The sequence below is a fragment of the Martelella mediterranea genome, assembly GCF_021021415.1.
Taxonomy (GTDB): Bacteria; Pseudomonadota; Alphaproteobacteria; order Rhizobiales; family Rhizobiaceae; genus Martelella; species Martelella mediterranea_C.
Window position 1 is genome coordinate 127,574 of sequence record NZ_JAINWJ010000008.1, and the last position, 13,931, is coordinate 141,504.

The following is a 13,931-nucleotide window of genomic DNA, read 5'->3' on the forward strand; positions in this document are numbered from 1 at the left end:
CATGGCAAAGCGCCGCAAAGTAATCGTGACCTGCGCGGTCACCGGGTCGATCCACACGCCCTCGATGTCGCCGCATCTTCCGGTCACGCCGCAGGAGATCGCCGATGCCGCCATCGGGGCGGCGGAAGCCGGCGCCTCCGTCGTTCATCTTCATGCACGCGACCCGAAAACCGGCGCGCCCGACCAGTCGCCCGAACGCTATTCCGAATTCCTGCAGGTGATAAAGCAACGCACCGATTGCGTCATCAACATCACCACGGGCGGGGCGCCCACCATGTCGGTCGAGGAACGTCTGCGTCCGGTCGCCCAATTCAAGCCGGAGATCGCCTCCCTGAATATGGGGTCGATGAATTTCGGGCTCTATCCGATGCTGGAGCGCTTCACCGAGTTCCGGCACGATTGGGAACGCGACTATCTCGAAGGCTCGCGCGACCGCATCTTCCGCAACACGTTCGGCGACATCGAGAATATCCTGACCACCTGCGCCGAGCACGGGACCCGCTTCGAGGTGGAGTGCTACGACATCGGACATCTCTACACCTGCGCCCATTTCGTCGAGCGCGGGCTGATCAAGCCGCCGGTGTTCATCCAGAGCGTGTTCGGCATTCTCGGCGGCATTGGCGGACACCCGGAAGATGTCATCCACATGAAGCGAACCGCCGATCGCCTGTTCGGAGATGACTATCAATGGTCCGTGCTGGGGGCGGGCCGGAACCAGATGCCGATCGCCATGCAATCGGTGCTGATGGGCGGAAACCTGCGGGTGGGGCTCGAGGATTCGCTCTGGATCGGCCCGGGCCGGCTCGCCAAATCGAACGCCGAGCAGGTCGCCCTCGCCCGGCAGATGGTGGAATCGCTTGGCATGGAGGTCGCGACCCCGGATGAGGCGCGCGCGATCCTGGAACTGAAGGGCGCCGACCGGGTGGATTTCTGATCCCATGAACGTCCTGATCATACTCGCCCATCCCGAACCCGCCTCGTTCAACGCGGCGCTTGCCGCCCGTGGCGCCGCGGCCCTTCGGCAAGCAGGTCACGCGGTGACGATCTCCGATCTCGTCGCGCAGGATTTCGATCCCCGCGCCGGACGGCACGACTTTACCGGCGCTGCGGATGCGGCGCGCTTCCACTACCAGAGCGAACAGGCCCATGCGGTGCGCACCGGAGGGTTTTGCGACGAGATCGCCCGCGAACAGGCGCGGGTGATGGAGGCCGATCTTTTGGTGTTCCAGTTTCCGCTCTGGTGGGGCGGCGTGCCGGCGGTCCTGAAAGGCTGGATCGAGCGTGTTCTGGCCTATGGTTTCGCCTATGCGGACGGGCTGCGCTACGAGAAGGGCGTCTTTCGCGGACGCCGGGCCATGGTGTCGATGACCACCGGCGGCCTGCCGCAGCGTTTCGGGCGCGGCGCAGCCTATGGCGAACTCGAGGACCAGGTCCTCTGGCAGCTCCAGCATCTGGTTCTCGAATATATGGGCTACACGCTCGAGCGGCCCTTCGTCGCCTACGGCGCGCCCCGCGTTGGTGCCGACCGCCGCGCCGCCTATCTCGACGAATTCGCCGGCCGTCTGCTCGAAGCCGCGGCGCGGCCGGTCGATCACGGGCAAGGCATCACCGATCCGCTGTCGCATGTGCCCGACAGCGCAATCACCGCCAACAGGTAGGAGGCAATGACGATGGAAACGCTTGATGGAAAGGTCGCATGGATCACCGGCGGCTCGCGCGGAATAGGTGCCGAAACGGCGAAGCTTCTCGCCCGACGGGGTGCTTCGGTGGTCGTCGGCTACGGCAATGCGCGCGACGAAGCCGAGGCCGTGGCCGATGCAATCGCGCGTGCCGGCGGGCGGGCCGTGATATCGGGCGGCGATGTCCGCGAGAGCGAGACTGCGGATGCGGCCGTCGACGCGGCGATCGACAATTTCGGCAGGCTCGACATTCTGGTGACGGCCGCCGGGGTCAACCACTGGTCGAAGCTTGAGGGTATCAGCGGCGAGGACGTGACGGCCGTGATGGACGTCAATGTCGGCGGGACCTTGCAGGCAATTCGCGCCGCCGCCGCCAGGATGACTGACGGCGGTTCGATCGTCACGCTCTCGTCGCGGTTTGCACAGAATGTTCAGCCGGGCGTCGCGCTCTATGCGGCCTCGAAAGCGGCGGTGATCGCGCTGACCGAAGGGTTCGCCAAGGAACTGGGTGGCCGCGGCATCCGCGTCAACTCGGTCGCCCCCGGCCTGACCGAGACCGACATGACACGACAGGCGATTGCCGAACGGGGCGACGCGGTCGCCGCCCAGACCCCGCTCGGCCGCGTCGGCCAGCCCGAGGACATCGCCCGCGTGATCGCCATGCTGGTGTCCGAGGACGCCAGATGGGTAACCGGCAGAACCATCCGCGCCGACGGCGGGATCGTGTAACCCCGCCACGCGCGGCGCGAAGTTGACCACGGTTCTTCATAGGCATTGATAGAACGGCCGGCGTTTGCGTTCCAACCGAGACAAGTATCCGTCCTGGTCAAGCTGGCTTGTTGACCAAGACGGACACACTAACCCTTCGGGTCGTTCTTCTCGGGCCGCAGAAACAGCCAGAACGCCCAGACCACAAAGGCCAGGATTACAATCATGAGAACCGCACGGCCGGGATAGGGATTGATCCGGTCGTCCCGGATATTGACGTCGGGTGTCAGTGCCGCCGCCCGCCGCAGATGCGGGTCGACCGCGGCATGAAGGCCGAGATTCTGATTGATGGCCTCGACATTCCTGCCCTGCAACGGTCGCACTTCCTCGAAGAAGGAACTCGGGCCCTGCTGACCGAGCACAAAGCCTTCGGGCGTTGCCGGACCGAACAGGATGAGCTGCGTCGACAATGTCGCCACCGGGCGGTCAATCCCTTCATAAACGCCACGGTTGATCTGGGCTTCCCGCATAACCGGCAGGGCAAGGCGCGCCGCACTTTTCCACCACGCATCGGCATCAACGAGCGTGATACCATCGGAAGACGCGAACAGATCCTGGAGATCCTTGCGACCCGGCTCGGAAAAGACCAGTGCGACCTCTGCTTCGCCATTGTTCAAGGCTTCCGCCGCCGTCACTGCGCTGGCGTCTTCCAGCGGCACGACCGTCACGTCGCCATCGCCTGTGGCCGCGATCAATGTCGCCATCTTGTAGGATGCCGTGCCTTCCGGCCCCGATGCGATCACCCGCGCGTCGACAGGCTCGACCGGCGCGTCCGACAAGGACAGGGCATGCAGAAAGGTTGACCCGACTGCGGCGACGGCCTCAACGCGTTCATCGCGCACCATCGTACCGTCGACCCAGGCAAATGCGGCGGGCGCCGGCGCCAGTGCCAGCCGCGCGTCACCGACAGCCATGGCCTCCAGCGGCACGTTGAAGTCAACGATATTCACATCGCGGCCACGCATTGCCTTGCGCACGGCCCTGAGCGTGGCGATGCCGGCATCGGTGCCCAGCGTTTCCGGTTGCATGGCAATACCCAGAACCGGCGTGCGCTCGCGGGGCGGTTTGTCGACCAGACCCATATCGAACAGCGCGCGCCGTGCCACCCGGTTGACCGGACGACCGTCGAGGCGCACGGCCGCGTTCAGATCCCGGATCATCGCGCCGTCGATCTTTCCGGCGAGCTTGGCCATAGCCGTTTCAATCACCGGCGACTGCGCCAGCGCCTTTCGCGACGTCAGCGGCGCGGCTTCGTAAATCGGGAAGAATCCGGTGCTGTCCTCAAGCGCCACCAGTTCATAATCTTCGATTTCCGGATCGGTGGTAAATCCGACGATGACATCCACACGACGCTCGAGAAGCGCATCGTAAAGACCTTCGCGGTTGGCTTCGCCGAACACCACGATGTCTTCGAAATTCAGGCCGAAACGGTCAAGAAACGGCTCGAGCCCGTCGCGCGGACGTTCGGCGAACGACTGGGTGATGCCGAGACGCAGCTGTGGCGCAGCGCGTGACAGGCTCGAAACGGTCACAAGGCCATTTTCAGCGGCAATGGCCGGGCGTGTCAGCACAGCATAGCCGGTATCGAAGCCAAGACGCTCCAGCATAACCAGACCGCTGTCTTCGAGAACGGCGGAAACAGCCGCGTAATCGTCGTCCGCGCTTCCCGAGCGCGGTGTTCCCATCATAGCCAGGGCCGTTCCGGTATATTCCGGATAAAGATCGATATCGCCGTCGCGAAGCGCCTGGAAGACGATCTCCGTGGAACCGAGAGACGGCACCCGCTTCACCTTCGCGCCTTCCTGCTCAAGAAGCAGCGCGAACATTTCAGCGACGATCCGATTTTCGACAAGGTCCTTGGAACCGACCCGCACTGTCTCAGAGGAGCAGCCGGTCAGCAGGACGACGATCAGCAGGGACAGAATGGCTCTCATGGTGTCACCTCGGCGGGCTTTTCGTCCTTGGGCGCGGTTTTCTCGCGTGACGGGTCTTTTCTGAGGCGGCGCAGGAAGCTTACGATCTGGAGGATCAGGATTGCCGAAAACGGGATCGCGCCAAGCGTCGACATCGCGCGCGCCACATCGACGGAACCGGCCATCAGCGTTGCCGCGGTGATGATCGCGACAAGCGTGCCCCACAACACCTTCGCAGACGACGGCGGATTGAGATTGCCGTTGGTCGTCATCATCGACAGCACGAAGGTGCCGCTATCGGCCGAGGTCACGAGGAAGATCACGATCAGCAACAATGCCGCAATGCTCAGCACCGACGAAAACGGGAAATAGTCGAGGAAGGTGAACAGGGCCGCCGCCACGTCCTGGGTGATGACCGACGCCAGCCCGCCCGGGCCGTAAAGCTCGATATAGATGCCGGCGCCGCCAAAGACCGCAAACCACAGGACGGAAAACACGGTCGGGATCAGAATAACCCCCATGCAGAATTCCCGGATCGTCCGCCCGCGCGAAATGCGCGCGATGAAGACGCCGACAAACGGCCCCCATGCCAGCCACCAGATCAGATAGGTCAGTGTCCAGTTTGCCGACCAGTCGGTAAGGCCCTCGAACGGAAACAGCCGGAATGACATGTTCACGAACTGCGAAACATACGATCCGAGCGTCGTCACGAAGGTTTCCATGATGAAACTCGTCGGGCCCATCACGAGGATATAGCCCATCATCGCAAGACCGAGCGCCATATTGATGTCCGACAGCAGTTTCATGCCCTTTTCGACGCCGGTGAGCGTCGAAATCATGTACATCACGAAGAGCGCGGCGAGCACCATCAAGGACACGCTGTTGACCGCCGGAACATCGAACAGGGATGTCAGGCCCGAGCGCACCTGCAGCGCTCCCATGGCCAGCGATCCGGCAAGGCCGAAGACCACAGCGACAACGCCGAGGACATCCGCCGTTGTCGCCGCAACCTCGGAAGAGCGGCCTGAAAACAAGCCTCTGAGCGGCGTCGAAATCAGCGGCGGCTTCTCAAGCCGGAAAGTGAAATAGGCAATCACCAGTGCACAGACGCCATAGATCGACCACGCATGAAGCCCCCAATGGAGATTGGTGATGACCAGCGCCTGTCTGGCCGCCTCGGCCGATTGCGAAACGCCAGCGGGCGGGTTTTCGAAATGGGTCACCGGCTCGGCAACGCCCCAGAACAGAAGCCCTGCCCCCATCCCGCCGGCGAACAGCATCGCAATCCACGAGGCAAAGGAAAACTCCGGCTTCTCGTCGTCCTTGCCAAGGCGAATCGAACCATAGGGACCGAGTGCGAGAAAGGCGGCGAGAATAACAAAACACGAGCACAGCAGAAGCCACCACCAACTGGCCCCGACCATGAAATAGCCTGTAAAACCCAGAACGCTCGCCGCCATCTGGTCCGGGGCAATCACGCCCCATGCACCGATCGGCAAGCATAAAAGCAATGAGATGATAACGACTTTGTTGACCTGCACGCTTAAGTGCCCCCTCGGCTTGGTCAGAAGATGTTGGCGGTATTTGCGATGCCATATTTTAGCCATTGTGCAACATGGGCATCAGCATGAGTCAACCGATCACCGGCACGTGCCGAAATCAGCAATCCCGCTATCCAGAGCTTCCCGCTCTTCACTGCGATTCTTCAGAATGCATGGTCTCAATCCAAACGATTCCGCTATTGCTGACGTCGGACGCTGAAACGCTTGTCGAGGCAAGCCGCTGATCGCCGTGCATTTTCTCGGGTCAGGACCGCTGTCAGGAGAGCAGTGCGATCCAGACGAGCGCGAGCATCATGCATCGTCTGGCAATCGATCGCGTCCCAGGCCTGCCTGCCGGTGATCCGCCCGAAACCGATAACGGTGATATCAAGGATAGCTCCGGCGGTTGACGGGAAATACAAAACGATAGCCGGGCAGCCTTGAGACCGCCCGGCTGTCGTGGCTTTTGCTTACTTGTTAATGTCGTTCTTCATGTTGAAGAGGTTGAAGGCGCGTTCGCCAACCATGGCCTCATCGACGCCTTCCTCCTGAACATCTTCAGCCACCCGCAGATGTCCGAAGCCCGCGAGGATCTTCAGCAGGATCGTCGTGATGATCCACGAATAGGCGGCGACGATAACGACGGCCAGCACCTGCACGCCAAGCTGCTTCACGCTCGCCGAAACGGCGTTGATATGCGAACTGGCCATGAAGCCGATCAGGATCGCGCCGGTCATGCCGCCGACGCCATGGGCGCGCCAGACTTCCAGAGTATCGTCGATCTTCAGCCATTCCTGAACATATTTGGCATTGTAGCAGACGGTCGCGCCGATCGCGCCGATCAGCAGCGCGGCCATCGGCTCGACATAGCCGGCGGCGGGCGTGATCGTGGCAAGGCCGGTCACCGCGCCGACGAGAACGCCGGAGAAGGAGACCCGCTTGTGCTCGCGCCACTCCCACAACATCCAGACCAGCATGGCGATCGCGCCGGCGAGCATGGTGTTGGTGAAGGCGTAGGCCGCAAGCGCATCCGCCGCATAGGCGCCGCCGGCATTGAAGCCGAACCAGCCGAACCACAACAGCCCCGCGCCAAGCGCCACCAGCGGCAGGCTCGCCGGCTGGCTTTCGGGATCGCCGACGGCGACCTTGCGCTTGCCAAGGAATCTGGCGGCGGCAAGGGCTGAGAAACCCGCGGCGGTGTGGATCACGATACCGCCTGCAAAATCGACAACGCCCATCTTGGAAAGAAATCCGCCGCCCCAGATCCAGTGCGCCGCCGGCAGGTATACCAGGATCGTCCACAAAGCCACGAAGAACAGATAGGCACCGAATTTGAAACGACCGACAAAGGCACCGGTCATCAGTGCCGGCGTGATGATCGCGAACATCATCTGATAGGCGAAGACCATCATGAAGGGAATGTGCGGCGCGTAGGTGTCATTCGGACTGATGCCCACATGATACATGCCGAAATAGGGCCGGATATCGCCGATGATCCCGCCAATGGATGGACCGAAGGCCAGGCTGAAACCGCCGAACACCCAGATGATGCTGACGATCCCGATACAGACGAAATTCTGGATCATGATCGACAGCACATCGCGCTGCTTGACCAGGCCGCCGTAGAAAAGTGCAAGGGCCGGGGTCATCATGCAGACCAGCGCCGTGCAGATCAGAACAAACGCGGTGTCCCCCGCATTGATCGCTTGCATAACCTTCTCCTTTGAAAAGCTTGTTTTTTGGCGCGACCGCCCCGGTCGCGCCGCTCTTTAGTTGTTGGTATCGGTGACCAGATGCTCGCCGACCGCGCTGTGCGGATGCGGCGCGAGCAGCTTCTTCGGCGCGATGAACAGATACATCGTCAGCACGTAGGGCGCGGTGAAGGACGGCAGGCCGAGCGGCTCGGTCAGCACGTCATAGGCGCCCTGCAGGAACACGGTGACGATCGTGGCCAGCAGCGCGTAGACGACCACCCGCGGCGACGGCTTCAGAAAGATGACGCCAACCGCCATCGCCGTCAGCACCGCGCTGAAGCCGTAAAGCCCCTGCACCACCAAATGCGGCTCCGCCCGAAGCGCGATCGCCGTCGCTATGGCGATCAGCGAGCCGCAAATGGCGGCAATGCCGGCCACGCGCGAGGCGATCAGAATGCCGAGCAGGATGATCGCGCCGCTGATCTCGTTGCCGAGAAGATAGACCTGGCCAATATTGCGAAAGAAGATCTGGACCAGTTCGACATGGGACGGGATCATCGTCACGCCCTTGATGTAGTCGGAGGCCAGTTCGGGATGGTCGCCGGAAACATCGAGCGCGCCAAACGTGTAGGCGCCCGCCACCAGCAGCCAGCCGGTCAGCACGAAAGGACCTGTGGAGCCTGGGATCCCCCAGCTTTTGGTGATCATCGCCCCGAGCGCCGCCGTCACCACCGTGCTCATGGCCGCGCCGATGACCACGTAAAACCAGAGCTGTGGCGAGACGCTGATGAAGGTCGGCAGCGCGACGCCCACGAGAATGCCGTTGAAGCCGAACAGGCCGGAGGTGATCGAATCCTCGTCGCAATCGAGAAGCCGCGCGGTGAGCGTGGCGACGATGAGGCCGACAAGCGCGCCGATCGTGGTCGACCAGTTTCCGCCAGCATAGCTTGCATAGGCGATCGCGACGATGAACAGCGCGCCGGTGAGCGCGTTCTCCATGAAGAACACCTGCCCCGCGCCCCTCAGGCATTGCGTTCCAAAATCTTTCCGCTTCTCCGTCATATCCGCACCCCCTTCTTGGCCCTTGATCAACGCCAGAGAAATTCCTCCGGCAGCGTTTTGCCGCGGGCTTCTTCCCTGACGACCTTCCAGAAATTTCTGACCTCCGCGCGCACGTCGTAGCTTTCGATCCCGACCACGCGCAGCATCAACCCGGCGCCGTTCGGAAGCGTCGAGACGCCGGATATCGCGCGCGGCCGTTCGTCGCCGAAATTGACGTTCACCCGCTCCCGGATGCGCTCGGCAACAGCCGGCGGCGTGATGCACAGAATGTTGGCAAAGGCATCGTAGCCGCCCATCACCGCGGCAAAATCGATCGTCTCGTTGCCCTTCTCGATCAGCACCTTCTCGGTGAACAGCTTGCGGCCGTCCGGCCGGCGGGCATTGACGGTCATCGACAGGAGGTCGAAGCCGAAGCGTTCGCTTGCGTGGTGATGCTTGCGGCCGGTCATCATCATCTCGCCATAGAGCAGCGTCGCGTCTTCATGGACCACGAGATCGGTGTCGTTGATGAAGCGCGAGTCCCGATAGGGAATGGTGAAGTCCGGCAGGAATTCGAGATAGGCGTCCTTTGCGAGCGTCACCGTCTGGTGCTGCGAGGCGTAATTGGCGTCCATCTGATGGATGCGGTTCGCGCCCTGCGAGGTCACCTGGGCACAGGCCCCCTCGCCCACCAAAATATCGATCGTGTAGCGATCGCCCTGCAATATGCCGCCGCCGATCGAGATGATCGAGCAGATCGGCAGTTCCGGCATTGCCTCGTCCCAGTAGAGGGCCTGCTGCACCAGAAGCGGCGTGACCCGGTAGAGATCGGACAGCACGGAGCGGCCGCCACGCTGCGAGAAGCCGAGGCGCAACGCCCCGATCTTGCCGGGGCCGGCCGCGCGCATCTGCGCCGGTTCCGCCTTGAACCCGCTCAGTTCCCGGTACTCGTCGATCCGGCGCAGACGTTCATGCAGGCTCATCAGATCACTCGGCGGCTTGGCCGGAGGCGGGCGTCACGTCGAACAGCGCCATATCCATGATCAGCTTCATCAGTTCGTCCACGCCCTCGCCGGTCTTGCAATTGGTGAACACGAACGGCTTCTTGCCGCGCATCAGCTTGGAATCCCGGTCCATGACGCCGAGATCAGCCCCCACATATGGCGCGAGATCGGTCTTGTTGATCACCAGGATATCCGACTGGCAGACGCCGGCGCCGTTCTTGCGCGGGATCTTGTCGCCGGCGGCGACGTCGATGACGTAGATGTAGAAATCGGCGAGCGCCGGGCTGAAGGTCAGCGTCAGATTGTCGCCGCCCGATTCGATCAGGATGACGTCGCTGTCGGGATATTTCTCCTCCATCTCCTCGACCGCGGCGATGTTCATGGAAGGGTCTTCGCGCACGGCGGTGTGCGGGCATGCCCCGGTTTCCACGCCGACGATCTTTTCCTCGACCAGCACACCCTTCAGCGTGCGACGCACCTGCTTGGCGTCCTCGGTGGTGACGACGTCATTGGTGATGATCAGCGGCTTGACGCCGAGTTCGATCAGCCGCGGGGTGATGGTTTCGATCACGGCCGTCTTGCCCGACCCAACCGGGCCGCCAATGCCGATACGCGTGATTTTCTTCATTGTGCCAATCCTTTTTTTCCGCCGGTCAGTTCATGAACAGCCGGACATGGGTTCTGGTGTGATGGGCGACGAGGACATCGAAGACCGGCGCGAAGCCGGACATTTCGTCGAGGTCCAGTCCGTGGACGCGCTCGTAATCGGCCTCGACGCGGGCCTGCACGGCAAACAGAATGCGCTGGGTATCGAGATGATCGATCCGCATCAGCCGCACCGCAGCACTCATGATCATCGCCGCAACGCCATACTGGTGCACGACAAAGGCCTGCTTCTCATCTGCCCCCATATGCGCCAGCGCGACCGCCTGGCCGATCGGAAAGCAGCCCGGCGTCGCACCGGCCTTGATATCGGCCAGCCAGCGTTCGAGATCGGGAAACGTGCTGATCTTCAGGGAAAGCTCCGCGAATTTCCGGCCCATGCGGGCGAGCATCATCTGCTGCTCCTCGCCCACGCGTCGGTTCCACAATTCCCGGTCCGCCTCCAGCACGGCGTCATAGGCACCGCGCCGGGCTGCGCGATGGGCATGGAGGAAGGCGATGCCGTCCATGCCCGAGGCCTGCCGCACCACCGTTTCGACGAAGCGTTCCAGGCTTGCCGCATCGGCGACGACGCCGGTCTGGATCGCCGATTCCAGTCCGTTGGAAAAGGCGAACGCGCCGACGGGCAACGTCGAATCCGAAAACTGCAGAAGACGTGCAAGCAGGATCATGTCGTCTGCCGAGCCTGTCCTGCTGCTGTTCTCATCTGCCATGCCCCTGCCTCGCGATCAGTGGTGGTGATGGTCGCCATGGCCGTGACCATGGTCATGGTGGTGATGCGGCGTCGCGTCGGCCCCGGCAAAGAGCATCCGCACCTCGCGCGCGTCGAGCTTGGCGGCGATTTCCTCGCCGGGCGCGAAATGGCTCTTCACGCCCTCGAACGCATGGGTCTTCATCACCGAGGCCATGACCTTCTGGTCGACGGAGAGCGGCACATAGACGGTGCTGCCCTTGATGACACTCGGCCAGTGCTGGTTGCCGAGGCCGTGGCCCAGTTCGAAGCACACCCTGAGGATTTCCTGCGGCGACAGGGTTTCGAGCCCTTCGAGCTCGATCACCATGACCTCCTTCAGCGCGATGCGGGCAGCGATGATGGTGTTGCTGGCCTCATCGTAATAAAGGACATCGTCATTGTGGAGATGCTCCGAGCGCGGCAGCGAGATCGCGAGTTCGGTTCCGCCCTCGCTCGCCTTGCGCAGGCGGTTCTTCGGCGCTTCCCACTGTTCGAGCGCGAGGTAGTCGACCGTCGCCTCGTGGGAGCGTTTGTGCCAGTCGGCATCCCTCAGGTTGCCAAGGATTTTTTCGACAAGGATCATGGTGTTCGCCGCATTCTGTACGCCTTGAAAGAAGAGCCGAAACGCACCGGGGCCTGTCTGGCCCGCGATGCCGCCTTCGGCTGAACGTCCCCGGCGTCGTTGTTGTTGGACGGGCCGGGCGAAGGTTTGCTTCGCCCGGCATCGCAATCAGCTGAAGAAGTGAAGCTGGTTCAGCGGGATCGTGGTCGCCGGCTCGACGGTCGCGTGCTTGCCGTTGACGGTCACCGCGAAGGTCTCCGGGTTGACCTCGATCTCCGGCAGGGCGCTGTTGCGCACCATCGAGCTCTTGCTGATCGTGCGCGTGCCATAGACCGGCACCACATGCGACTGGAGCTGATAGCGGTCGACGATGCCGTCCTCATAGCCTGCCAGCGATGTGAAGGTGACGCGGGTCTTCGGCAGCGCCGAGCCGTAGGCGCCGAACATCGGACGGTAGAGTACCGGCTGCGGCGTCGGCAGCGAGGCGTTCGGATCGCCCATCAGCGCCCAGGAAATGAGGCCGCCCTTGATCACCATTTTCGGCTTGGCGCCGAAGAAGGCCGGCTCCCAGAGCACGAGATCGGCCATCTTGCCGACTTCGACCGAGCCGATCACATGGCTGACGCCCTGCGCGATCGCCGGATTGATCGTGACCTTGGCGACGAAGCGCAGCACGCGCTCGTTGTCATTGCCCGACGTATCGCCATCATAGGCGCCCATCCGGTCCTTCATCAGATGCGCGGTCTGGATCGTGCGCGCCCAGTTCTCGCCGACGCGGCCCATGGCCTGGCTGTCGCTGGACAGGATCGAGATCGCGCCGAGATCGTGCAGCACGTTTTCAGCGGCAATGGTTTCCGGGCGGACGCGGCTCTCGGCGAAGGCGACGTCGGTCGGGATCTTGGGGCTGAGATTGTGGCAGATCATCGTCATGTCGAACAATTCGGCCTGCGAATTGATGCCATAGGGCAGCGTCGGATTGGTCGAGCTCGGAATGACGTTGGACTGGCCGGCGACCCGGATGATGTCCGGCGCGTGTCCGCCGCCCGCACCTTCCGTATGGTAGGTGTGGATGGTGCGGCCCTCGAAGGCGGCGATCGTGTTTTCGACGAAGCCGGCCTCGTTCAGCGTATCGGTATGGATGCAGACCTGGACGTCGAACTCATCGGCGACGCGCAGCGAGGTGCGGATCGCTTCCGGCGTGCTGCCCCAGTCCTCGTGGATCTTCAGGCCCATGACGCCGGCGCGGAGCTGCTCCTCGATCGGAAGCCGGGCGGAGACATTGCCCTTGCCCAGCACGCCGGCATTGACCGGCCAGCCGTCGAAGGAACGCAGCATCATCTCGACATTCCAGGTGCCGGGGGTGATGGTGGTGCCGTTGGTGCCGTCGGTCGGGCCGATGCCGCCGCCGAACAGCGTGGTGACGCCGTTGGAAAGCGCGGCTTCCGCCTGCTGGGGCGAGATGAAGTGGACGTGGGCATCGATGCCGCCCGCCGTCAGGATCAGGTGCTCGCCGGAAATCGCGTCGGTGCCCGGTCCAAGCGCCAGCCCCGGCGTCACGCCCGACATGGTGGACGGGTTGCCGGCCTTGCCGATCGCGCAGATATTGCCGTTCTTGACGCCGACATCGGCCTTGATGACGCCCTGCACGGGGTCGAGGATGGTCACGTTGGTGATGACGAGGTCCGGGGCGCCAGCGGCATTGGTGAGCTCGTTGTCGTAGCCCATGCCGTCGCGCAGCGTCTTGCCGCCGCCATAGACGGCTTCCTCGCCATAGACCCGGAGGTCCTTTTCGATCTCGATGTAGAGATCGGTGTCGCCGAGGCGGATCTTGTCGCCGGTCGTCGGACCGTAGAGGTCGGAATACTGCTGTCTTGAAATCTTGGCCATTTCAGAAATCCTGTCGAATGAGGTTGTGCCGGGCGGTCACTTGGACGACTTGAAGCCGTAGCGTTCCGCGCGCTCCATCGCGTCGACCAGCCGCGGGCGGCTGTCATTGTAGCTCTCGTCTCCGACCCAGCCGTTCACCAGACCGTTGAAGCCGAGCACCCGTTGCTTGCCCTGATAGGGAACAAGGGTGACCTCTTTCTCATCGCCCGGCTCGAAACGCAGGGCGGTGGTTGCAGGAATGTTCAGGCGCTTGCCGAACGCCTGTTCGCGGTCGAATTCCAGTGCGGAGTTGACCTCGAAGAAGTGAAAATGCGAACCGATCTGGATCGGCCTGTCGCCGGTGTTTCGCACCTTGAGCGTGGTCGTCGGATAGCCCGCATTGATTTCGATGTCGCCTTTGCCGAGGACCAGTCCGCCGACCGGGGTTTTCTTTTCATTCGCCATGT

At 62.7% G+C, this 13,931-nt stretch carries 13 protein-coding genes; 3 read left to right on the forward strand and 10 right to left on the reverse strand.

From position 1 onward, the window contains the following. Position 1: 1 nt before the first annotated feature. Genes K7H91_RS06210 through K7H91_RS06220 form a run of 3 tightly spaced genes read left to right on the forward strand, consistent with a single transcriptional unit; the run spans position 2 to position 2,408 of the window. Positions 2 to 934 (forward strand): 3-keto-5-aminohexanoate cleavage protein, encoded by a 933-nt coding sequence (locus tag K7H91_RS06210; RefSeq protein ID WP_230719334.1) that lies wholly within the window; start codon positions 2 to 4, stop codon positions 932 to 934. A gap of 4 nt (positions 935 to 938) precedes the next feature. Further along, positions 939 to 1,658 carry an NAD(P)H-dependent oxidoreductase gene (locus tag K7H91_RS06215; RefSeq protein WP_230719335.1) on the forward strand — a complete coding sequence of 240 codons (720 nt, stop codon included), beginning with the start codon at positions 939 to 941 and terminating at the stop codon, positions 1,656 to 1,658. A 12-nt stretch (positions 1,659 to 1,670) separates the two neighbouring features. Continuing rightward, complete coding sequence (locus K7H91_RS06220) at positions 1,671 to 2,408, forward strand: SDR family NAD(P)-dependent oxidoreductase (RefSeq protein ID WP_230719336.1); 738 nt, start codon at positions 1,671 to 1,673, stop codon at positions 2,406 to 2,408. Between the two features lie 128 nt (positions 2,409 to 2,536). Here the strand turns inward: K7H91_RS06220 and K7H91_RS06225 are convergent, their stop codons facing one another. From K7H91_RS06225 to K7H91_RS06270, 10 genes are all read right to left on the reverse strand, one after another. Next, on the reverse strand, positions 2,537 to 4,381 hold the full coding sequence (locus K7H91_RS06225) for a glycine betaine ABC transporter substrate-binding protein (RefSeq protein WP_230719337.1): 1,845 nt from the start codon (positions 4,379 to 4,381) through the stop codon (positions 2,537 to 2,539). Continuing rightward, positions 4,378 to 5,901 carry a BCCT family transporter gene (locus K7H91_RS06230; RefSeq protein WP_330165990.1) on the reverse strand — a complete coding sequence of 508 codons (1,524 nt, stop codon included), beginning with the start codon at positions 5,899 to 5,901 and terminating at the stop codon, positions 4,378 to 4,380. Before K7H91_RS06230 ends, K7H91_RS06225 begins: the two co-directional genes overlap by 4 nt. A gap of 470 nt (positions 5,902 to 6,371) precedes the next feature. Next, positions 6,372 to 7,613, reverse strand: a complete 1,242-nt coding sequence (locus K7H91_RS06235; protein ID WP_230719339.1) for an ammonium transporter — start codon at positions 7,611 to 7,613, stop codon at positions 6,372 to 6,374. Between the two features lie 57 nt (positions 7,614 to 7,670). Next, positions 7,671 to 8,657 (reverse strand): urea transporter, encoded by a 987-nt coding sequence (gene yut / locus K7H91_RS06240; RefSeq protein WP_230719340.1) that lies wholly within the window; start codon positions 8,655 to 8,657, stop codon positions 7,671 to 7,673. A gap of 26 nt (positions 8,658 to 8,683) precedes the next feature. Then, entirely contained in the window at positions 8,684 to 9,619 is a 936-nt protein-coding gene (locus tag K7H91_RS06245; RefSeq protein ID WP_230719341.1) for an urease accessory protein UreD, read from the reverse strand. 4 nt (positions 9,620 to 9,623) lie between these two features. Further along, positions 9,624 to 10,268: an urease accessory protein UreG gene (ureG, locus tag K7H91_RS06250; RefSeq protein ID WP_018062731.1), complete on the reverse strand. Its 645-nt coding sequence runs from the start codon at positions 10,266 to 10,268 to the stop codon at positions 9,624 to 9,626. Between the two features lie 25 nt (positions 10,269 to 10,293). Then, entirely contained in the window at positions 10,294 to 11,016 is a 723-nt protein-coding gene (locus K7H91_RS06255) for an urease accessory protein UreF (RefSeq protein WP_230719342.1), read from the reverse strand. Between the two features lie 15 nt (positions 11,017 to 11,031). Next, positions 11,032 to 11,619, reverse strand: a complete 588-nt coding sequence (gene ureE / locus K7H91_RS06260) for an urease accessory protein UreE (protein ID WP_230719343.1) — start codon at positions 11,617 to 11,619, stop codon at positions 11,032 to 11,034. Positions 11,620 to 11,766: 147 nt separating this feature from the next. Then, positions 11,767 to 13,485 carry an urease subunit alpha gene (locus K7H91_RS06265; protein ID WP_230719344.1) on the reverse strand — a complete coding sequence of 573 codons (1,719 nt, stop codon included), beginning with the start codon at positions 13,483 to 13,485 and terminating at the stop codon, positions 11,767 to 11,769. Between the two features lie 36 nt (positions 13,486 to 13,521). Then, positions 13,522 to 13,929 (reverse strand): urease subunit beta, encoded by a 408-nt coding sequence (locus tag K7H91_RS06270; RefSeq protein WP_230719345.1) that lies wholly within the window; start codon positions 13,927 to 13,929, stop codon positions 13,522 to 13,524. Between the last annotated feature and the right edge of the window lie 2 nt (positions 13,930 to 13,931).